General features: G+C 71.0%; 11 protein-coding genes. 5 read left to right on the top strand and 6 right to left on the bottom strand.

All coding sequences use genetic code 11. The features are described from left to right. Window positions 1-6 precede the first annotated feature (6 nt). A complete protein-coding gene (locus ACFQS7_RS19965; protein WP_380068884.1) occupies window positions 7-975 on the bottom strand; it encodes a Bug family tripartite tricarboxylate transporter substrate binding protein in 969 nt (322 codons plus the stop codon). Between the two features lie 140 nt (window positions 976-1115). Between ACFQS7_RS19965 and ACFQS7_RS19960 the strand changes: the two genes are divergently transcribed. Together ACFQS7_RS19960 and ACFQS7_RS19955 are read left to right on the top strand one after the other, a co-directional pair. After that, a complete protein-coding gene (locus ACFQS7_RS19960) occupies window positions 1116-3488 on the top strand; it encodes a xanthine dehydrogenase family protein molybdopterin-binding subunit (protein ID WP_380068883.1) in 2373 nt (790 codons plus the stop codon). Between the two features lie 198 nt (window positions 3489-3686). Next, window positions 3687-4046, top strand: coding sequence for a response regulator (locus ACFQS7_RS19955; RefSeq protein ID WP_380068882.1), 360 nt, complete (start codon window positions 3687-3689; stop codon window positions 4044-4046). 163 nt (window positions 4047-4209) lie between these two features. On the opposite strand, the gene ACFQS7_RS19950 is transcribed toward ACFQS7_RS19955, so the two are convergent. From ACFQS7_RS19950 to ACFQS7_RS19930, 5 genes are all read right to left on the bottom strand, one after another. Further along, complete coding sequence (locus tag ACFQS7_RS19950) at window positions 4210-7611, bottom strand: PAS domain-containing protein (protein ID WP_380068881.1); 3402 nt, start codon at window positions 7609-7611, stop codon at window positions 4210-4212. A gap of 99 nt (window positions 7612-7710) precedes the next feature. Further along, window positions 7711-9045 carry an oxygen-independent coproporphyrinogen III oxidase gene (hemN, locus tag ACFQS7_RS19945; RefSeq protein WP_380068880.1) on the bottom strand — a complete coding sequence of 445 codons (1335 nt, stop codon included), beginning with the start codon at window positions 9043-9045 and terminating at the stop codon, window positions 7711-7713. A 45-nt stretch (window positions 9046-9090) separates the two neighbouring features. Further along, on the bottom strand, window positions 9091-9354 hold the full coding sequence (locus ACFQS7_RS19940) for a cupin domain-containing protein (RefSeq protein ID WP_380068879.1): 264 nt from the start codon (window positions 9352-9354) through the stop codon (window positions 9091-9093). Window positions 9355-9422: 68 nt separating this feature from the next. Further along, a complete protein-coding gene (locus ACFQS7_RS19935) occupies window positions 9423-10826 on the bottom strand; it encodes an AtzE family amidohydrolase (protein ID WP_380068878.1) in 1404 nt (467 codons plus the stop codon). Continuing rightward, window positions 10823-11014: an AtzG-like protein gene (locus ACFQS7_RS19930; protein WP_380068877.1), complete on the bottom strand. Its 192-nt coding sequence runs from the start codon at window positions 11012-11014 to the stop codon at window positions 10823-10825. Before ACFQS7_RS19930 ends, ACFQS7_RS19935 begins: the two co-directional genes overlap by 4 nt. A gap of 136 nt (window positions 11015-11150) precedes the next feature. Between ACFQS7_RS19930 and ACFQS7_RS19925 the strand changes: the two genes are divergently transcribed. From ACFQS7_RS19925 to glgB, 3 genes are read left to right on the top strand one after another with little or no spacing between them, the layout of a single operon-like run. Continuing rightward, complete coding sequence (locus ACFQS7_RS19925; RefSeq protein WP_380068876.1) at window positions 11151-14531, top strand: maltotransferase domain-containing protein; 3381 nt, start codon at window positions 11151-11153, stop codon at window positions 14529-14531. Beyond that, entirely contained in the window at window positions 14531-17830 is a 3300-nt protein-coding gene (gene treS / locus ACFQS7_RS19920) for a maltose alpha-D-glucosyltransferase (protein ID WP_380068875.1), read from the top strand. The genes ACFQS7_RS19925 and treS overlap by 1 nt, the downstream gene beginning before the upstream one ends. Then, on the top strand, window positions 17827-19977 hold the full coding sequence (glgB, locus tag ACFQS7_RS19915; protein ID WP_380068874.1) for a 1,4-alpha-glucan branching protein GlgB: 2151 nt from the start codon (window positions 17827-17829) through the stop codon (window positions 19975-19977). The genes treS and glgB overlap by 4 nt, the downstream gene beginning before the upstream one ends. Window positions 19978-19983 lie beyond the last annotated feature (6 nt).

The raw sequence follows: 19983 nt of genomic DNA, 5'->3' as shown, positions 1-19983 counted from the left end.
GGGGGTTTACTCGGCGCGGATGTTCGCCGCCAGGATCACCTCCCGCGCCCGGCCCGCTTCCTCGCGGATCGTCGCCGCGGTATCCGCCGGGGTGCCGCCGATCGGCTCCAGCCCCAATTCCATCAACCGGCGGCGGAAGGCTGCGTCGGCCAGGATGCGGTTGGTCTCCCGGTTCAGCCGCGCCACCACGGCTTCCGGCAACCCGGCCGGGCCCGCCAGGTAGTTGAAGGCGAAGGAATCGAAGCCGGGCAGCGTCTCGGCGATGGTCGGCAGGTCCGGCATCAGGCTGGACTTTTGCACACTGGCCACCGCCACCGCCCGGAGGGCGCCGCTCGCCCGGTGCTCGGTGTACAGCAGCAGCGTATCGACCAGGAACGAGATCCGCCCGGCGATCAGTTCCTGGATCGCCGGGCCGCTGCCACGGAAGGGGACATGCGTCACCTCGATGCCGGCCTTCAGCTTCAGCATCTCCCCCGCGAGGTGGGAGGAGGCGCCGATGCCGGAGGAGCCGAAGGTGAGTTCCCCCGGCTTCGCCTTGGCCAGGGCGATGAGGTCGGCGACGCTGCGAACCGGCAGGGATGGAGTCACCACCAGCAGGTTCGGCGCCCGCACCAGGCTGACGATCGGGGTGAAGTCGCGCTCGGCGTCGTAGGGCAGGCCGCGCATCAGGTACGGGTTGACGATCTGCGGCCCCGGCGTGCCGTAGAGGAAGCTGGTGCCGTCCGGCCGCGCCTTGGCCACCGCATCGGCGCCGATGGTCGCCCCGGCGCCCGGCCGGTTCTCGACGATCACCGGCTGGCCCAGCGCCGGCGCCAGCCGCTCCGCCAGCAGCCGGGCCAGCAGGTCCGAGGCACCGCCCGGCGCGAAGGGCACGACGATGCGGATCGGCCGGGTCGGCCAATCCTCGGCCCGGGCCGCGCCTGCCGCCAGCAGCCCGGCCGCACCCCGCAGCGCGCCGCGTCTTCCGAGCCTCATCGGCGTTCCCTCTCCTGTTCGTTGCGGCGAGCCTTCCGAAGCCACCCGGTGCTGTCAATCCGCGCCGGTGGGGTCGCCCCCTGGACAAAGCTGGCCTAGGCTCGACATCAAGCCCCAACCAACATCGCCGAAAGACCCCCATGCCCGACAGCAACATGCCGGACCTGTCCCGCCTGAAATTCGGCGTCGGCCAGGCCGTGCCCCGGCAGGAGGACCCGATCCTGCTGCAGGGCCGTGGCCGCTACACCGACGACATCAGCCTGCCCGGCGCGCTTTATGCGGTCATGGTCCGCAGCCCCTACGCCCATGGCGTGATCAAGGGGATCGAGACCGAGGCGGCGAAGGAGGTGCCCGGCGTGGTGGGCGTCTTCACCGGCGCCGACCTCGAGGGCCATGGCTACGGCCATATGCGCTGCGTGCTGCCGCTGAAGAATGCCGACGGCTCGCCGCTGAAGAACATCGACCGGCCGTCGCTGGCGATGGACAAGGTCCGCTTCGTCGGCGACCCGGTCGCATTCGTGGTGGCCGAGACGAAGCAGGCGGCGCGCGACGGGGCCGAGGCGGTCTTCGTCGACATCGACGTGCTGCCGGCGGTCACCGAGGCCTCGGCCGCCGCGGCCGCCGATGCGCCGCAGCTCTATGACCACCTGCCCGGCAATCTCTGCCTCGACTTCCACTACGGGGAGACCGAGAAGGTGGCCGCCGCCTTCGCCGCGGCCGCGCATGTGACCAGGCTGTCCATCCGCAACAACCGCGTGGTGGTCTGCGCGATGGAGCCGCGCAGCGCCATCGGCGAATACGATGCCGAGAGCGGCCGCTACACCCTGCATGTCGGCAGCCAGGGCGTCTTCGGGCTGAAGGGCCAGATGGCCAACGACATCCTCAAGGTGGCGCCGGAGAAGGTCCGCATCCTGACCGGCAATGTCGGCGGCAGCTTCGGGATGAAGGCCAGCGCCTATCCGGAATACCTCTGCCTGCTGCATGCCGCGAAGCTGCTGGGCAAGCCGGTGAAGTGGACCGACGAGCGGACCGGGTCCTTCCTCTCCGACAGCCATGGCCGCGACCACGAGGTCGATGCCGAGCTGGCGCTGGACGCCGAGGGGAAGGCGCTGGCCGTCCGGCTGACGGCCTACGCCAACATGGGCGGCTACCTGGCGACCGTCGCGCCGCTGATGGGCACCGGCAATTTCGTCAAGAACGTCCAGTCCAACTATGCGACGCCCTTGATTGAGGTGAACACCAGGTGCCTGGTGACCAACACCTCGCCGGTCTCGGCATACCGGGGCGCCGGGCGGCCGGAGGGCAACTACTTCTTCGAACGGCTGCTGGAGCAGGCGGCGAAGGAGACCGGCCGCAGCGCGATCGAGCTGCGGCGGATCAACCACATCAAGCCCGACGCCTTCCCCTTCAAGGCCTCGACCGGCAGCGTCTACGATAGCGGCGACTTCTCCGCGGTCCTCGATCAGGCGCTGCAGGCGGCCGACTGGGACGGCTTCGCGGCGCGCAAGGCCGAAAGCCAGGCGCGTGGAAAGCTGCGCGGCCGGGGGATCGGCAATTTCCTCGAATGCACCGCCCCGCCGATGAAGGAACAGGGCGAGATCCGCTTCGAGGCGGATGGCACCGTCACCATCATCACCGGCACCCTCGACTACGGCCAGGGCCATTGGACGCCCTTCGCCCAGGTGCTGCACAGCCAGCTCGGCGTGCCGTTCGAGAGCATCCGCCTGGTTCAGGGTGATTCCGACCTGCTGATCGCCGGCGGCGGCACCGGCGGTTCGAAGTCGCTGATGGCCTCGGGCGCGGCGATCGTCGAGGCGGCGCAACTCGTGATCGAGAAGGGCCGCACCGCAGCATCCCACATGCTGGAAGCCGCCGTCGGCGACATCGAGTTCGAGCGCGACGCCGAGGGCCTCGGCCGCTTCGCCATCGCCGGGACCGACCGCAGCATCGGCATCATGGAACTGGCCCAGCGCATCCGCACGGCGAACAATCCGCCGCCGGACCTGCCCACCAGCCTCGACGTCCGGCATGTGTTCGGCGAGGCGCCGCAGGCCTATCCGAACGGCTGCCACATCTGCGAGGTCGAGATCGAGCCCGAGACCGGCCACACCGAGGTGGTGCGCTACATGTCGGTCAATGACTTCGGGGTAATCGTCAACCCGCTGATGGTCGCCGGCCAGGCGCATGGCGGCATCGTCCAGGGCATCGGCCAGGCGCTGATGGAGCGCGTCTCCTATTCCGAGGAAGGCCAGCTGCTGTCCGGCAGCTACCAGGACTATTGCCTGCCACGCGCCGCCGACGTGCCGGATTTCGGCTTCGTCAGCCATCCCTCGCCCTGCACCACCAATCCACTGGGTGCCAAGGGCTGCGGCGAGGCCGGCTGTGCCGGGTCGCTGCCGGCGGTGATGAACGCGCTGGTCGATGCTCTGTCGGAGTTCGGGATCAGCCATATCGACATGCCGGCGACTCCGGAGGTCGTGTGGCGGGCGATCGCCGGGGCGAAAGCGGCCTGATCGAATGGCCGGCTCGAACAAATCTCGCTGAAGCGTGAGTCGCGCTATCTTTTTGCGCGTGTAAAGACTTTTGTTTGTCAAGGCACGGTTGTGAAATCACGCCCTGGCATTGAGCCGCAGCGACGTGGCGTTCGATGTGGTACATAAATCCCATAGTCCTTCGTCGCGAAACGATGCGGGCCGAGGAGGAGTAGAAGCATGACAAGGCTCACGGGACGCCGGGTGCTCGTCGTCGAAGACGAGGCATTGGTCGCCATGCTGGTCGAGGACGCGCTCCTCGATGCCGGGGCGTCGGTGCTCGGCCCGGCTGCGACCGTGTCCGAGGCGCTGCTGCTGCTGTCGAAGGAAAGCCCGGATGTCGCGGTGCTCGACCTGAACCTGGCCGGGGAGACCTCGACCCCGGTGGCCGACGTCCTGGCGCAGCGCGGCGTGCCCTTCGTGGTCGCCACCGGGTATGGCGCGGAAGGCCTGCCGCCGAGCCATGCGCATGTCCCGGTGCTGGCCAAGCCCTATGACCCGGACGACCTGACCGCCGCGCTTGGCCGGCTTTGCAACTGATGGGTGTGTCGTAAGCGAGCGAGGCCGGGAAGGAAGACGTATTTCCTCCCCGGCCTTGCTGGCATTTTATGGGTTGGACACCTGCATCGAACGGGGGAATACCTCCCCCAGCCTTGCTTAATATTGCGACAAAGCAACAAATACATCAGGGTTCGAGCCTGCTCTATGCTCCGGCCGCTGCCGCCATCGGCCAGGCCGCGGCCTCCGGCAGCCAGAGCAGCACCACCGTGCCTTGGCCAGGCCGGCTTTCGATCCGCAAGGCACCACCCGACTGCGCGGCGAAGCCATGCGCCATGGACAGGCCGAGCCCGCTGCCCTTGCCGACTTCCTTGGTGGTGAAGAAGGGTTCGGCGGCGCGCGCCAGGGTCGAGGCATCCATCCCCTCCCCGGTATCGGCAACCTGCAGCCGCACGTAAGAGCCCGGCTCCAGGCCCTGCGGGTTTCCGGCCGCCAGATGTTCCGCCGCCGCCTGGAGCAACAAGCTGCCGCCCTGCGGCATGGCATCGCGCGCATTCAGCGCCAGGTTGAACAGCACCATTTCAAGCTGCATGCGGTCCGCTTTCACCGGCGGCAGGTCGGGCGCTGCCTCGATCTGCAGCCGGATATCGGCGCCGAGCGATCCATGCAGCAGGGTCGCCAAGCCTTGCATCATCTCCGGCAGGACCACCGGGCTCGATTGCAGTTGATCCTGCCGGGCGAAGGCCAGCATGCGCCGGGTCAGGTCGGCGCCGCGTCCTGCGGCCTGCAGGGCCACCCCGGCATAGCGGTCCACCCGCTCCGGCTTGCCGCTGTTGGCAACCAGCATCTGCAGCGCCCCGGTCACGACCTGCAGCAGATTGTTGAAGTCGTGTGCCACCCCGCCCGTGATGCGGCCCAGCGCCTCCAGCTTCTGCGCCTCGCGCAGCCGCGCCTCGGCCATGTTCCGCTCGGTCATGTCGAACAGCACGGAATAGCTGTGGGCAAAACCGCCGTCCGCATCGTGCTCGGCCCGGGCGCGGAGCAGCACGTCCACCACCCGGCCATCGGCACGCACCATGCGGTACTCGACTTCGCGCATCTCGTCGCCGGTGCGCCGCAACTCCACCACCGCGGCCGCCCAGCGGGCGGCACTCTCCGGCAGCATGAAATCACCAGTCCGGCGGCCCAGCACCTCCTCCCGCCCATAGCCGAGGAAGGCCAGCCACTCGTCGCTCACCCGGACCAGCCGGCCCTCGGCATCCACCGAATGGAAGGCGGCCGGGGTGCGATCGTAGATGCGGCGCAGCTCGTGCTCGCGCGCCGCCAGCTCGGCGGTGCGCTCGGCCACCGCCCTCTCCAGCGCGGCCTTGTCGTGCAGCAGGGCCGCCTCGGCCCGCTTGCGGTCGGTCAGGTCGAGGATGAAGGCGATGGTGTTCTCGCGCGCCTCGCCGACCAGGGCGAAGCCGACCAGGACCGGCACCCGGCTGCCGTCGGGGCGCTGGTATTCCTTCTCGTACGGCGTGCAGGCGCCCTTCTCCCGCGCCTCGGCGATGCCCGCGGCATCGGCCGGCAGCCATTCCGGCGGAGTCAGCGCGTCCCAGCGCAGCGTCCCGGCCTCCAGCGCCGCGCGATCCGTGCCGGCCAGCCGCAGCAGGGCATCGTTGGCATCGAGGATCCGGCCATGGATATCGCCGCGCAGCACCCCGATCGGGTTGGCCTCCAGCATGGCGCGCAATTCGGCCTCGGCGACCCTGGCCTCGGTGACGTCCCGGTTCACGCCCAGCATGCGGGCCGGCCGGCCATCGGCGTCGCGCACCACCCGGCCGGAGGTCGCCATCCAGCGGGTGGCGCCGTCGGCGACGCGCCGGATGCGGTACTCGGCGGTGAAGGTACCGCTCTCGGTGGTCAGCGCGGCCCGCCGCGTGGCGATGATGCCGGCGCGGTCCGCCGGATGCAGCAGCGCCAGCCAGCCGGACAGGTCGGGTGGCGGCAGCGCAGGGTCGAGCCCGAACAGCCCGTATTGCCGCTCCGACCAGATATGCCGGCCGGTGGCGAGGTCGAGGTCCCAACTGCCGATCCCGCCCGCCTCCTGCGCCAGGCGCAGCCGCGCCTCGCTCTCCCGCAGCGCATCCTCGGCGGCGCGGCGGCCGGTGATGTCGCGCACCGCGCCAAGCGCCCGGGCCGGCTTGCCCGCAGGGTCGAAGAAGACCTCGCCGCGGTCGTGCAGCCAGCGGGTCCGGCCATCCGGCAGCAGGATGCGGTATTCCAGCGCATAGGGCCCGGCCTCGGCCAGGATGTGGCGGATGCGCTCGCGCAGCCGCGGCCGGTCCTCCGGATGCAGCCGGGCGAGCCAATGCTCGTAGCGCTCGGACCAGGTCTGGTCGCCCTCCGGCAGGGGCTGGCCGTGCAGCACGGCATATTCCCGCGTCGCCCGGCCGGTATCCGCCGAAATGTCCCATTCATAGGCGCCGATCTGCCCGGCCCGCTGGGCCAGGCGCAGCCGCTGCTCGCTCTCGGCCAGCGCCGCCTCGGACCGCCGGCAGTCGCCGAGCAGCCCGTCGAAGGCGCGGGCCAGCGTCACCGCTTCGGCGAAGCCGCTGCCGGGCGGCAGGGCGGTGCGGCCGCCCTCCCGCTGCTGCCGCGCCGCGGCTTCGGCCAGCCGGTGCAGCGGCAGGGCCAGCCAGGCGGCGGCGAACCAGCCGAGCAGCGCGGCGACCGCCGAGGCGGCGAGGCCGTAGAGCAGGATGTCGCGCTGCAGCGCCCCGGCCGGCGCCAGGGCCTGGGCAGCCGGCCGGCGCGCCAGCACCTGCCAGCCGAGGCCGGGCCAGCCCAGGCCAGGACCATCCCGCCATCCCTCGGTCGGCTGCAGCGCGGCGAGGAAGCCGGCACCGTCCGGGAAATCCACCAGGTCGCGGCGGATCGAGGCAGTCTCCAACCCGCGGCCGAGCAGCGCGGCGGGTCCCAGCAGCACTTCCCCGGTGCGGGAGAGGATGAGGACCTCCGGCTCCCCCGGCCGCGGCGTGCCGACCACTGCGGCGGCCCAGCGCCAGTCCAGATGCGCGGCGACGATGCCGACCAGTTGCCCGTCCGCCCCCTGCACCGGAGCTGCGAGGTCGATCAGGCGGAGCGGCGCCGTGTCGCCCATCCGCCTGGCCAGCATCGGGGCCTCGTGCACATCCTCGACCACCGGGCCATGCATCGCCGCCGGCAGGAAGGGCAGGCCGGAGGCGTCCTGGCCTTCCAGCGCCTCCCGGCTGTCGACCACGACATGCCCGTCCGGGCCGATGAAGGCGAGCAGGGCATAGTCGGCATAGGTGTCGTGCAGGTGCCGCAGGATGCTGCGGCGCTGCTCCGGCGGGGTGGCGGGGTCGCGCATCGGCGGCAGGCGGGTGGCAACCTGCACGTCGCGCCAGCGCGCCGCCATGCCGCGGTCCAGCCGTTCGGCGACGCGGGCGGCGGCGCTGTCCAGCATGGCGAATTGGTTCGTCTCCACTCGTCGCGACGCGGCCTGCCCCGCCAGCAGGCTCGTGGCCAGGGCGGCAAGCAGGGCGATGCCGCCGAAGGCGGCGGCCAGGATGAGGCGGAGAGGCGGGTGGGACAGCGCCATGTCTTGGAAGGGTGGGCCACGCTTGTATCCGTCGGCAGTCCACCCGGGAGTCACATGGCTGTCAGGTTCGATTCCGTGCGGTGCGGATCGCCCGGCGCCCTAAACCGCGGCGCTGTGCCGCCCGGCGCCGGTGCCGAGATAGCCATCGAAACAGGCCGCGACATGGCGGACATGCCGGCGGCCGGCCGCGGTCAGCCGCAGCAGGTCGGGGGTGAGGTCAAGGATGCCGTCGGCTTCCAGCGGGGCGAGCGCCGGCCGCACCTCCGCCACCAGCGCCGGCGGCAGGGCGGCGAGGTCGAGGGCGAAGTCGCACATCACCCGCTCGATGCAATGGCGCCGCAACCGGTCCTCGGCGGTGGTCGCCCGGCCACGGCGGATCGGCAGCTCGCCAGCCTCGACGGCGGCGACCCAACGGCGCTCGTTCGGCTCGTTCTGGGCATAGCCGGCGGCCGCGATCCCGCCGATCGAGGAGGCGCCCATGCCCAGCAGCGCCGGCGCGGCGTCGGTGGTGTAGCCCTGGAAATTGCGCTGCAGGGTGCCGTTGGCAGCGGCGACCGCCATCGGGTCTTCCGGCCTGGCGAAGTGGTCGAGACCGATCGCCCGGTAGCCGGCGGCGACCAGCACCTGCTCCGCCGTCTCGGCCTGCCGCAGGCGTTCCAGGGCGCCGGGCAGGTCCTCGGTGTGGATGGCGTTCTGGTGCGGCTTCATCCAGGGCACATGGGCATAGCCGAAGACCGCGACCCGGTCGGCGCCGAGCTCGGCGGCGAGGCGGGCGGTGGCGGCGACCTGGGCGCCGGTCTGGCCGGGCAGGCCATACATGAGATCCAGGTTGATGGCCTTGATCCCGGCGGCGCGCAGCCAGCCGACGCCGCGGGCGACGACCTCCTCGGTCTGGACGCGGCCGATGCGGCGCTGCACCGCGGGCTCGACGTCCTGCACCCCGAAGGAGGCGCGGGTGATGCCGGCCTCGGCCATGGCGGCGACGATCTCCTCGTCCAGCACCCGGGGGTCGAGCTCGATGGCCAGCTCGGCATCGGGGCGGAAGCCGAAGCTGGCACGCAGCCCTGCGAACAGGCTGCGCAAGCCCGCCGCCCCCAGCGTGCTGGGGGTGCCGCCGCCGAGATGGAGCGATGCGACGCCGGCATGGGCGGGGAGCGCCGCGGCCAGCAGCGCGGCTTCCTTGAGCAGCGCGGCGCCATAGCGGGCGATGCGGTCGGCGCTGCGGGTGACCGAGGTATGGCAGCCGCAATACCAGCAGAGCGAGCGGCAGAAGGGGATGTGGAGATAGAGGCTGAGCGGGTCCTGCGGCCGGATGCCGCTGAGCCAAATGCGGTACTCGGCTTCCCCCAGCGGGCCGAAATGCGGCGCAGTGGGGTAGGAGGTGTAGCGCGGGAGATTGGCCAGCGCGTAGCCGATGGGGATGGACCTGCTCATGGGCCCATGCTGGCGCGGGTCGGACGGGGTGTGCCTTGCGCGGGATCAAGCAGGCGGCAGGTGCACCGCCAGCCAAAGCGTCTCCTGCGTCGGATCCGTCCAGGCGACACGGTGCCGGCAATGGGCCGGGATCACTGCCCAATCGCCCGGCGCCAGGGGCCGTTCGGCCCCATCGGCGAAGCCGAGCCGGGCGGCGCCGGCCAGCAGCAGGACGAATTCGTCCTCCGCCTGGTCGTACCATTCGCCGGACGGGTCGGCCTGGCCGCGGGAGGCGATGCGCACCACCCGGGCGCCGCCGCCGGTCAGCAACTCGGTGAAGGCTTCGCCACCCGGCGGCGCGGCCTGGCCCGCGCCGATCCTGCCGAAGCGCGGCGCGCTCAGGCCGCCCTCGCCGCGAAGCCCGGCGCCACCGGGGCGGCGCAGACCCCCGCCGCCTCCAGCACCACGGCGGCGCGGAACAGCAGCGCCTCGGTCCAGGGCCTGCCGATCAGCTGCACGCCGATCGGCAGCGCGCCCTCGGCGTTCGGCACCGGGGCGGTCACCACCGGCAGGCCGATCCCGCTGATCGGCTGGGTGAACAGGCCCATCGAGGGCCTGAGCGGCACCTGCACCCCGTCCAGCTCCAGCATCTCCTGGCCGATCGGGGTCGCCGGCACCGGCGTCGCCGGGGCCAGCAGGATGTCCCAATCCGCCAGCAACGCCCGCATGGAGTCCCGCGCCAGGCCGCGCACCCGCTGGGCGTGGTTCACCCAGGCGGCCGGCAGCAGGGCGCCGGCCAGCAGGCGGTCCTGGGTCAGCGGCTCGTACTCATCGAACCGGTCGCGCAGGGTTGGCAAATGCAGCGCGCCACCCTCGGAGGAGGTGATCAGGAAGGCCGCGGCGCGGCAGGCCTCGGCCATGTCCCATGCCACCGCCTGTCTCGCCCCCAGCGCGGCGGCCACCGCAGCAACGGCCCGCCGCGCGGCGTCCGATTGCTGCCGTCCGAACCAGCCGCCCAGCACCGCCACTCGCAACCCGGCCAGCCCGCGGCCAAGGCCCGGCGTCACCGCCTCCGGCGGCTGTGGCGATTGCGCCGGGTCGTCCGGATCGAGCCCCTGCAGCGCATCATAGGCCGCCGCCAAATCGCCGACGCTGCGGGCGAAGGGGCCGACATGGTCGAGCGAATAGACGAAGGGGAAGGAGCCGTGCCGAGACAGCCGCCCATAGGTCGGCTTCACCCCCCAGATCCCGTTGAGGGAGGCCGGCACGCGGATCGAGCCGTTGGTGTCGGTGCCGAGGCTGATCGGCACCAGCCCCGCCGCCACCGCGGCGCCCGAGCCGCCGGAGGAGCCGCCCGCGATCCGCGCCAAGTCATGCGGGTTCCGCGCCGGCCCGTCATGGCTGTTCTCGGTGGTGAAGCCATAGGCGAACTCGTCCATGTTCAGCGCGCCGACGCAGACGGCGCCGGCGGCTTCCAGCTGCCGCACCAGGAAGGCGTCGCGCGTGGCGGGCGGCGCGGTGCGGCGGATCCTGCTGCCGGCGAGGGTCGGGAGGCCCGCCAGGTCGAACAGGTTCTTCGCCGCGAAGGGCACCCCGGCCAAGGGGCCCGGCGCGTCGCCGGCGGCGATGCGTGCATCGACGGCAGCGGCAGCGGCCAATGCCCGCTCGGCAAGCACGGCGGTGAAGGCGTTCACCGCCGGGTTGTGGGCGGCGATCCGGGCCAGCGCGGCTTCCACCGCCGCCACCGCAGTGGTCTCGCCGGCGCGGATGCGGGTGGCGAGGTCGAGGGCCGGGTTGCTCATGGCCGGTAGACCGGCGCCGGCTCGGCCGTTTCGGTCGGCTCCACCGCGAAGGCCGGTGCGGCGATCCGCACCACCAGCGCCAGCGCCGCGGCGACCCGCGCCTGCCGTTCCGCATCAAGCATCAGTCCCACGGCGGGAGCCACGGCCGCGACATGCGCGGCAGGATCGAAGCGATCGGGGTCAAGCATCGTAGGCCTCCTCGGACGGGTCGCAGCCTCCCATGCCGGAATCGTGCCGCCTAGCATCCGAACCATCTCACGCATCGGTGATGCCGCCGATCCCGCCCCACGGCGTTTCGCGCCGGACATGGCTACGGGGGTACCTATGGCGTCTCGACGCGGCGGCAAGCCGAAGACCATGGCGCGCGCCATGGCCGAACCGGTCATGGCCGAGCCGCAGGCGCCACCGGCCCTGCCGCGATCCGCAGTGACGGCGCCGCGGCTGTACCTGCTGCATCCGCTGCTGGTCGGGCCCATGCCGGCCTGGGACGCGGCTTTCGCGCGGGTGGCGGGGCTTGGCTTCGACGCTGTGCTGCTCGCCCCGGTCTTTGCCCCGGGGCCGAGCGGGAACATCTTCCAGCTCTCGGACCCCGATGCGCCGCACCCCATCCTGGAGGCACCGGGCGATGCCATCTCGGCGCTGGCGGACCTCGCCGCGAAGGCGAAATCGGCCGGCCTGGCGCTCTATCTCGACATCGTGCTGGACCGGGTTGCGGAAGGCGGCGCATTCGAGGCGTCTCATCCCGACTGGTTCGCCACCGAGGCCCGCTCCGGCCTGCCCGACCCTCGTCAGACTCCGCCCGAGCGCGGCACCACCCGCGCCCGCTGGGAGGATCCGGCGGTGGCCGAGGCCCTGGGCGCCTGGTGGGAGGCGCGGCTGCGTCGCTTCGCTGAGGCCGGCCTCGCCGGCTTCCGCTGCGATTCGCCGACCCGGGTGCCGACCGCCATCTGGCGGCGGCTGACCGCGGCCCTGCCGCAAGCCCGGTTCCTGGCCTGGACCGCCGGCGTCCCCGCGCCCGAACTGCCGGCCCTGGCCGGGGCCGGCTTCGCCGCGGTCTTCGACAGCCTGGGCTGGTGGGATGTCGACGGCGCCTGGCTGGTCGAGGAGGCGGCGCGGCTTGCGGCGCTCGCCCCGATCATCTCGACCGTCGAGGCGCCCTTCGGCCCGCGCCTGGCGGAACGCGACGCCGACGCCTGGACGGCGGAGCGCGCGGCGCGGCGGCACCTGACCCTGGCGGCCGGGCTGGGCGCCGGGCTGCTGGTGCCGATGGGGTTCGAATATGGCGCGAGGCGGCCGCTGGACCCGGCGCGCGACCGGCCGGGCGATTGGGACTGGCTGCAGCGGCAAGCCAGCTTCGACCTTTCGGCGGCACTGCGCTCGGCCAACGCGGCGATCGCGGCGCGGTCGCTGGCGCGGGCGGAGCTGCGGCCTTTGTCCGGCTCCGGCGCGCCGGTCGTCGCTTTGCTGCGGGCGGCCGGACCGGATGCACGCGACGCCCAGGCGGCGACGCTGGTGCTGGCCAACCCCGACTTGCGGCAGGGAGCGAGCGTGACGCTCGCCACCCTGTTGCCCGGCACCGGCGGCGCCTTCACCCGGTTCCGGCCGCTCGCGCCGGCAGGCGCCGCGGCGCTGACGCCGACCGCGGTGGTGCAGCTCGACCCCGGCGAGGTCCGGCTGTTCGAGGCCGAGGCGCCGCGGCCGATCCTCACGGCCGCGCCGGCTGCCCCCCCCACGCCCGATGCCCCGCCCGAGGCAGGCGTGCTCGCCGCCGCGGCGTCGCCGCGGATCGGGATCGAGGCCGTCTCCCCGGCGGTGGACGAGGGCCGCTTCCCGGTGAAGCGGATCGTCGGCGAGGTGGTCGAGGTCACCTGCGACCTGATCTGCGACGGCCATGACCAGCTCGGCGCTGTGCTGCTGTGGCGTGCGGCGGATGACGCGGCGTGGACCGAGGTGCGGATGGCGCCGCTCGGCAACGACCGCTGGATGGCGCGCTTCCCGCTGGAACGCATGGGCCGCTACGTCTTCGCGGTGGAGACCTGGCATGATGCCTTCGCCAGCTTCCGCTACGAGCTGGAGAAGAAGCACGCCGCCAACGTCCCGATCGGACTGGAGCTGGAGGAAGGCCGCATCCTGGTCACCCGCACCGGGGAACGCGTGGGCGGCGCGGTCTCGGCGCTGGCCGAGCGGCTGCAGGGCGCGGCGGATGCGGATCGGTTGACGGTGCTGCTCTCGCCCGAGACGGCGGCGCTGATGGCCGCCGCCGACGACCGCCCCTTCCACACCCGCAGCGCCGAGATGCCGCTGGAGGCCGAGCGCACCGGCGCCGGCTTCGCCAGCTGGTACGAGCTCTTCCCGCGCAGCCAGTCCGGCGTCGCCGACCGGCACGGCAATTTTGACGACGTCATCCGCCGCCTGCCGCATATCCGGGCGATGGGCTTCGACGTGCTGTATTTTCCGCCGATCCACCCGATCGGCACCGCTTTCCGCAAGGGGCGCAACAATACGCTGACGCCGGGGCCGGACGATCCCGGCAGCCCCTATGCGATCGGCTCGGAGGATGGCGGGCACGACGCCATCCATCCGCAGCTCGGCACGCTGGAGGACTTCCGCCGTCTGGTCGCCGCGGCGCGCGAGCAGGGGCTGGAGCTGGCGCTGGATTTCGCGGTGCAGTGCAGCCAGGACCACCCCTGGCTGAAGCAGCACCCGGAGTGGTTCGACTGGCGGCCGGACGGCTCGATCAAGTATGCCGAGAACCCGCCAAAGAAGTACCAGGACATCGTCAACGTCGATTTCTACAACGAGGGTGCGGTGCCTTCGCTGTGGGTGGCGTTGCGCGACGCGGTGCGCTTCTGGGTGGAGCAGGGCGTGCGGCTGTTCCGGGTGGACAACCCGCACACCAAGCCCTTCCCCTTCTGGGAATGGCTGATCGCCGATATCCGCTCGACCTGCCCGGACGCCGTCTTCCTGGCGGAGGCCTTCACCCGGCCCAAGGTCATGTACCGGCTGGCCAAGATCGGCTTCGGCCAGTCCTATACCTATTTCACCTGGCGGAACGACAAGGTGGCGATCCAGGACTACCTGGAGGAGTTGACGACCACCGCGCCACGCGACTTCTTCCGTCCGCATTTCTTCGTCAACACGCCGGACATCAACCCGCCCTTCCTGCAGACCGGCGGCCGGGCGGGCCATCTGATCCGGGCGGCGCTGGCCACCACGCTGTCCGGGCTCTGGGGCATGTACCAGGGCTTCGAGTTGTGCGAGGCGGCGCCGCTGCCGGGCCGCGAGGAATACCTGGACTCGGAGAAATACGAGATCCGCGTCTGGCCGGACCGCCGGCCGGGCGACATCGTCGAGGAGATCACGCGCCTGAACATGATCCGCCGTGCCAACCCGGCCTTGCAGACGCATCTGGGCGTGGCCTTTCATAACGCCTTCAACGATCAGGTGCTCTGGTACCGGAAGGCCACAGCGGACCGGGGGAATGTGGTGCTCTGCGCAGTCAGCCTCGACCCGCGCAACGTGCAGGAAGCGGCGGTCGAACTGCCGTTGTGGGAATGGGGCTTGCCGGACAACGCGGCGCTGGAGGCGGAGGATCTGATGACCGGGCGGCGATTCACCTGGACCGGCAAGGTGCAGCGATTGCGACTGGACCCCGGGGCGCTGCCCTTCGGCATCTGGCGCGTGCGCCCGGCGGGAGGCATCTGATGGCCCGCGACAACGGCGACAGCGCCGATCTCCGCCACGCCCGCAAGGCAGCGGATGCGCGCGAGCCGCAATGGTACCGTGACGCGGTCATCTACCAGCTGCACGTGAAAAGCTTCTTCGACGCCAACGACGACGGCATCGGCGATTTCGCCGGGCTGCTGCAGAAGCTCGACTACATCGCCGAACTCGGTGTCGACACGCTGTGGCTGCTGCCCTTCTACCCCAGCCCGCTGCGAGACGACGGCTATGACATCGCCGACTATCGCGGGGTCAACGAAAGCTACGGATCGCCGCAGGACGTCCGCCGCTTCGTGCGGGAAGCCCATGCGCGCGGGCTGAAGGTGATCACCGAGCTGGTCATCAACCACACCAGCGACCAGCACCCCTGGTTCCAGCGGGCGCGCGCCGCCCCGCCCGGCTCGTCCCACCGCGACTACTATGTCTGGTCGGATACCGACCAGAAGTACCCGGACACGCGGGTCATCTTCCTCGACACCGAGAAGTCCAACTGGACCTTCGACCCGGTGGCCGGGCAATATTTCTGGCATCGCTTCTACAGCCACCAGCCGGACCTGAATTTCGAGAATCCGCGTGTGCTGTCGGAAGTGCTGAACGTGATGCGCTACTGGCTGGATATCGGCATCGATGGGCTGCGGCTGGACGCGGTGCCCTACCTGCGGGAGCGCGAGGGCACCAACAACGAGAACCTGCCCGAGACGCACGAGGTGCTGCAGCGCATCCGCGCCAAGCTCGACCAGGGCTACCAGGGCCGCCTGCTGCTGGCCGAGGCCAACCAGTGGCCGGAGGACACCCAGCAGTATTTCGGCGCCGGCGACGAATGCCACATGGCCTTCCACTTCCCGCTGATGCCGCGGATGTACATGGGCATCGCGCAGGAGGACCGCTTCCCGATCACCGACATCCTGCGGCAGACCCCGGACATCCCGGAAGGCTGCCAATGGGCCATCTTCCTGCGCAACCACGATGAACTCACGCTGGAGATGGTGACCGACCGGGAGCGCGACTATCTCTGGTCGACCTATGCCGCCGACAAGCGGGCGCGCATCAACCTCGGCATCCGTCGCCGGCTGGCGCCGCTGCTGGAGCGCGACCGCCGCCGGATCGAGCTGATGAACGGCCTGCTGCTGTCGATGCCCGGCACGCCGGTGATCTACTACGGCGACGAGATCGGCATGGGCGACAACATCTTCCTGCGCGACCGCGACGGCGTGCGCACGCCGATGCAGTGGTCGCCCGACAGGAACGGCGGCTTCAGCAAGGCCGACCCGGCCGCGCTGGTGCTGCCGCCGCTGCAGGACGCGATGTACGGCTACCAGGCCGTCAACGTGGAGACCCAGGCGCGCGACCCGCATTCGCTGCTGAATTGGATGCGGCGCATGCTGGCTGTGCGCAAGCGCAGCCGGGCCTTCGGCCGCGGCGCGATGCGGCTGCTGTACCCGGCCAACCGAAAGGTCCTGGCCTATGTGCGGGAGCACGAGGAGGACACCATCCTCTGCGTCTTCAACCTCTCGCGCTCGGCCCAGGCGGTCGAGCTCGACCTCGCCGCCTTCGGCGGGCGGGTGCCGGTCGAGATGCTGGGCGGCACCAGCTTCCCGCCGATCGGCCAGCTGCCCTATCTGCTGACCCTGCCGCCCTACGGCTTCTACTGGTTCGTGCTGGCGACGGAGAAGGCGCTGCCGCCCTGGCATGTCCCCACGCCGGAGTCGCTGCCTGACCTCCGCACCCTTGTCCTGAAGGCCGACGTGAAGGAATTGCTGGGCGACGCCGTGCGCGGCGACCTCGAACAGAATGTCCTGCCGGAATACCTGCCGAAGCGCCGCTGGTTCGCGGCCAAGGGCGAAAGGCTGGACGGGGTGCGGCTGACCGCCATCGCCGCCCTGCCGGAAGCCAAGGGCGCCGTGGTGCTGGCCGAGGTGGAAGCCCGCCTGCCGGGACGCACTGAGGGCTATTGCCTGCCGCTGGCCGGCGTCGAGGATACCGAAGGCGTCGGCCCGCTTGCCGCGCAGCTCGCTTTGGCGCGGTTGCGGCAGGGCCGCCGCGTCGGCTTCCTGACCGACGCCTTCACCGACAACCGCATGCCGCCGGCGGTGATGCACGCGCTGCGCGAGGGTTTGGCGCTGCCATGCGACGACGGCGAGATCCGCTTCCACGCGACCTCCCGCCTGGCCGACATCGCCGTTGCCGATAACCCGGAGATCAGGCGCCTGTCGGCCGAGCAGTCCAACTCCTCCCTGATTTACGGGGAGCAGGTGGTGCTGAAGATCATCCGCCGCATCAACCCCGGCATCCACCCGGAAGCCGAGGTGACGCGCTACCTGACCGAGCAGGGCTTCGCCAATATCGCGCCCTTGCTCGGCGAGGTGGTACGCACCGCGGCCGACGGCACGCCGCACACGCTCATGCTGGCGCAGGGCTTCGTGCGGAACCAGGGCGATGGCTGGGGCTGGACGGCGGATTGGCTGGCCCGGGCGGTGGACGAGGCGGCGCTGACCGCCACGCCGCCGGAGGATCCCTTCGCCGGTTACCTGTCCTTCGCCGCCGCGCTCGGCACGCGCCTGGGCGAATTGCATGCAGCATTGGCCCGGCCGACCGACCAGCCCGACTTCGCGCCGGAGCTGGCGACCGAGGACGACCGCGCCGCCTGGGCCGCCGGCGCGCTGGCGCAGCTCGAGCCAGCGCTGGAGCTGCTTGCCACCGGCACCGCGCTCCCGGCGGATGCCGTGCCGCTGGCGGAACGCGTGCTGGCCAAGGCCGACGCGCTGCGCGAGGCGACCTACCGCCTGGCGCAATCCGCTGACGGCGCGCTGAAGACCCGGGTGCATGGCGACTTCCACCTGGGCCAGGTGCTCGTGGCGCAGGGCGATGCCGTCATCGTCGACTTCGAGGGCGAGCCGGCCCGGCCGCTGGAGGAACGCCGCGCCAAGGGCAGCCCGTTGCGCGACGTCGCCGGCCTGCTGCGCAGCTTCGACTATGCGGCACATGTGGCCACCGCGACCGAATCCTCGGCCGCCTCCGTCGCGGCGCCGACCGAGCGCCGCGCCGCGCTGATCGGCCGGTGGCAGCAGGAAACCGAACGCGCCTTCCTTGAGGCCTACCGGGCGGTCGAGACGGCCGCCGCCAACCCCTGGGTGCCCGCGGGCGCCGAGGCGGCGCTGATCGATCTCTTCCTGATCGAGAAAGCGGCTTATGAAATCCGCTATGAAGCGGCGAATCGCCCGGCCTGGATCGGTGTCCCGCTCCGTGGCCTGGCGACCCTGGCGGAACGGATCACGGCATGAATCAGGCGTTCGAAGCGTTGGCCGCGGGTCGCCACGGCGACCCGTTCTCCCTGCTTGGCCCGCATGACGGCGAGGTGCGGGCCTTTCAGCCAGGCGCCCGCGGCGTCACCGTGCTGGCGCGGGACGGCGGGGCGGAGCTGGGCCGGCTGGAACAGGTGCACCCGTCCGGCATCTTCGCCGGCAAGGTGTCCAGCACCGTGCCCTACCGGCTGCGCGTCGAATGGCCCGGCCTGCCGCAGGAGACCGAGGACCCCTACAGCTTCGGGCTATTGCTTGGCCCCCTGGACATGCATCTCTTTGCCGAAGGCCGCCACTTCGAATTGGCAAAGGTCTTCGGCGCGCAGGCGATGGTGGTGGACGGCATCCCCGGCGTGCGCTTCGCGCTCTGGGCGCCGAATGCGCGGCGCGTTTCGGTCGTCGGCGACTTCAACGGCTGGGACGGCCGGCGCCATGCGATGCGTCTGCGCGCCGAGGCGGGCATCTGGGAATTGTTCATCCCGCGCCTGCTGCCCGGCACCACCTACAAGTATGAATTGCTCGGCGCCGACGGCAGCGTGCTGCCGCTGAAGGCGGACCCGCTGGCGCTGGCCACGGAACACCCTCCCGCCACTGCGTCCCGCGTCATGGACCCGGCACCCTTCGCCTGGACCGATGGCGACTGGATGGCCAGGCGCGGCGCGGCGCAGGCGGTGGATGCGCCAATCTCGATCTACGAGGTGCATGCCGGGTCCTGGTGGCATGACGCGGAAGGCCAGTCGCCGGACTGGGACCGGCTGGCGGACCGGCTGATCCCCTATGTCCAGGGCATGGGCTTCAGCCATGTGCAGTTCCTGCCGATCATGGAACACCCCTTCGGCGGATCCTGGGGCTACCAGCCGCTGTCGATGTTCGCGCCCTCCGCGCGGTTCGGTGCGACCACCGGCTTCGCGCATTTCGTCGATCGCGCGCATGCCGCCGGCATCGGCGTGATCCTTGACTGGGTGCCGGCGCATTTCCCGACCGATGCGCATGGGTTGTACGAGTTCGACGGCACCCATCTGTACGAGCACGCCGACCCGCGCGAGGGGTTCCACCAGGACTGGAACACCGCGATCTACAATTTCGGCCGCAACGAGGTGCGCGGCTTCCTGCTCGCCAGCGCCATCCACTGGCTGGAGCACTTCCACGTCGACGGCCTGCGCGTCGATGCCGTGGCCTCCATGCTGTACCGCGACTATTCGCGGAAGGCCGGCGAATGGATTCCCAACCGCCATGGCGGGCGGGAGAACCTGGAAGCCGTCGCCTTCCTGCAGGAGATGAACGCCGTCATCGCCGAACGCTGCCCGGGCGCGATGGTGATCGCCGAGGAAAGCACCTCCTGGCCCGGCGTCACCCGGCCCACCGGCGAAGGCGGCCTCGGTTTCGACTATAAGTGGAACATGGGGTGGATGCACGACACCCTGCACTATATCGAGCAGGACCCGGTCAACCGCAAATACCACCACGACAGCATGACCTTCGGCTTGGTCTATGCCTGGTCCGAGCATTTCGTCCTGCCGCTCAGCCATGACGAGGTGGTCTACGGCAAGGGTTCGATGCTGCGGAAGATGCCGGGCGACCCCTGGCAGCAATTCGCCAACCTGCGCGCCTATCTCGGCTTCATGTGGACCCATCCGGGCAAGAAGCTGATCTTCATGGGCATCGAGATCGCCCAGCCGGCCGAATGGAATCACGATGCGGCGCTGGCTTGGCCGTTGCTGGACGACCCGCGCCACCGCGGCATCCAGCGCCTGGTGGGCGACCTCAACGCCGCCTATCGACGCATCCCTGCGCTGCACCGGCACGATGCCTCGCCCGATGGCTTCCGCTGGGTGGTCGGTGACGACAGCGCGCAGAGCGTCTTCGCCTTCCTGCGCTTCGGCGCGGCGGGCGATCCGCCGGCGCTGGTGGTCGTCAACCTCACGCCGGTGCCGCGGCAGGCCTACCGCATCGGCGTGCCGCAGGCCGGCCTGTGGCACGAGGTTCTGAACAGCGACGGCGCCGCCTATGGCGGGACCAACAGCGGCAATGGCGGATCGATCGCAACCGAGTCCGTGCCGAGTCACGGCTTCGCCGATAGCCTGTCGGTTTTCCTGCCGCCGCTCGCCACGCTGATCCTCGTGCCCTAAGCCAGG

Source organism: Dankookia sp. GCM10030260 (assembly GCF_042666655.1).
In the GTDB taxonomy this organism is placed as follows: domain Bacteria; phylum Pseudomonadota; class Alphaproteobacteria; order Acetobacterales; family Acetobacteraceae; genus Paracraurococcus.
Note: the sequence above shows the minus strand (reverse complement) of the source record. Positions and strands in the feature narration are given on the sequence as shown.

Excerpts from the sequence above, each read along its gene's own strand:
- hemN (WP_380068880.1), bottom strand. The coding sequence starts at position 9,045 with ATGAGCAGGTCCATCCCCATCGGCTACGCGCTGGCCAATCTCCCGCGC.
- treS (WP_380068875.1), top strand. The coding sequence starts at position 14,531 with ATGGCCCGCGACAACGGCGACAGCGCCGATCTCCGCCACGCCCGCAAG.
- ACFQS7_RS19965 (WP_380068884.1), bottom strand. The coding sequence starts at position 975 with ATGAGGCTCGGAAGACGCGGCGCGCTGCGGGGTGCGGCCGGGCTGCTG.
- ACFQS7_RS19925 (WP_380068876.1), top strand. The coding sequence starts at position 11,151 with ATGGCGTCTCGACGCGGCGGCAAGCCGAAGACCATGGCGCGCGCCATG.
- ACFQS7_RS19960 (WP_380068883.1), top strand. The coding sequence starts at position 1,116 with ATGCCCGACAGCAACATGCCGGACCTGTCCCGCCTGAAATTCGGCGTC.
- ACFQS7_RS19930 (WP_380068877.1), bottom strand. The coding sequence starts at position 11,014 with ATGCTTGACCCCGATCGCTTCGATCCTGCCGCGCATGTCGCGGCCGTG.
- glgB (WP_380068874.1), top strand. The coding sequence starts at position 17,827 with ATGAATCAGGCGTTCGAAGCGTTGGCCGCGGGTCGCCACGGCGACCCG.
- ACFQS7_RS19935 (WP_380068878.1), bottom strand. The coding sequence starts at position 10,826 with ATGAGCAACCCGGCCCTCGACCTCGCCACCCGCATCCGCGCCGGCGAG.
- ACFQS7_RS19955 (WP_380068882.1), top strand. The coding sequence starts at position 3,687 with ATGACAAGGCTCACGGGACGCCGGGTGCTCGTCGTCGAAGACGAGGCA.
- ACFQS7_RS19950 (WP_380068881.1), bottom strand. The coding sequence starts at position 7,611 with ATGGCGCTGTCCCACCCGCCTCTCCGCCTCATCCTGGCCGCCGCCTTC.